The following is a 1,104-nucleotide window of genomic DNA, read 5'->3' as shown; positions in this document are numbered from 1 at the left end:
TGTTTGCTGACTATCAGCCGCGCCGTAACAGCGATCAGCTGATGGCGCTGATGGATAAGATCAACGCCCACCAGCGGGGTGCCTTGTGGTTTGCCGGTCAGGGGATCCAGAAACCCTGGGCGATGAAACGCGACATGCTCTCCCCGGCTTACACCACGCGTATTAGTGACGTGCCGCGCGTGAAGGCCAAATGATGCTGCATGCGATCAGCCCAGGCCGTTTACGCGTGATGAGCGAGCAGCGGCGGGCTAAGCCGCGCCGGGTTGCGCCAGAAATGTTAACAGAAAGCGGCTTGAATTCAGCGTGCTGAACCCCCACTCTAACGCTTTCGCCCTGACAGGAGTAAAACAATGGCAACCGAATATGCGATTATCGCGGGTGGCTGTTTCTGGTGCACCGAAGCAGTATTCAAAGATGTGATTGGCGTCGAGTCAGTCGAAAGTGGTTACACCGGCGGTGAACGTCCTAATCCTACCTACGAGCAGGTGTGCAGCGGTGCGACCGGCCACGCCGAAGCGATTCGCGTAGGCTTCGATCCGGAGAAAGTGAGCTACGGCGATCTGCTGGACATCAGCTTTGCCACCCACGATCCTACCCAGCTGAACCGTCAGGGTAATGATGTCGGCACCCAGTACCGTTCGGCGATTTTCCCGGCTAACGCGGAACAGGAAGCCGAAGCGATTGCGGCAATTGCCCGCGCGCAGGAAGATCACAGCGTGCCGGTGGTGACCACCATCGAGCCGCTGAAAGCCTGGTACCCGGCAGAAGATTATCATCAGGATTACTGGGACGGTGCCGGCCAGCGCAACGGTTACTGCCTGGCGGTGATCCCGCCGAAGCTGCAGAAACTGCGGAAAAGCTTCGCGAACCGGGTGAAACAGGCTTAACCCGCCCGCACTCCCCCACGAAAGGTCGTCATCGCTGACGGCCTTCCTGCATTTAGCGCGACCCGCTGCGGATTATCCGTCATAATAGCCCCCCGTTTTCCGCAGAGCACGACCATGATCTCACCACAGCAAGCCACGCCAGTGCGCAGGCGACCGATGAAGCTCAACACCCTGGTGACGCTGATGCTCAGCGCGGTGATTGTGCTGGTGCTGCTGA

Annotated in this window: 2 protein-coding genes; both read left to right on the top strand. The window is 59.1% G+C overall.

Annotated features, from left to right (window positions below; all coding sequences use genetic code 11):
* Positions 1 to 194 (top strand): DUF4113 domain-containing protein (locus ERD80_RS18345; protein WP_136547969.1); only part of this gene is annotated, 194 nt, incomplete at its 5' end.
* Between the two features lie 156 nt (positions 195 to 350).
* Complete coding sequence (gene msrA / locus ERD80_RS18340) at positions 351 to 887, top strand: peptide-methionine (S)-S-oxide reductase MsrA (protein WP_104092838.1); 537 nt, start codon at positions 351 to 353, stop codon at positions 885 to 887.
* The last annotated feature ends 217 nt before the right edge of the window (positions 888 to 1,104 follow it).

This window comes from Pantoea sp. R102, assembly GCF_004916815.1.
Taxonomy (GTDB): Bacteria; Pseudomonadota; Gammaproteobacteria; order Enterobacterales; family Enterobacteriaceae; genus Pantoea; species Pantoea dispersa.
The sequence above is the reverse complement of the archived record's forward strand: the minus strand, read 5'-3'. Positions and strand labels throughout refer to the sequence as shown.

Bases quoted from the DNA above. Each gene is read 5' to 3' on its own strand.
- msrA (WP_104092838.1), top strand. From the start codon at position 351: ATGGCAACCGAATATGCGATTATCGCGGGTGGCTGTTTCTGGTGCACC.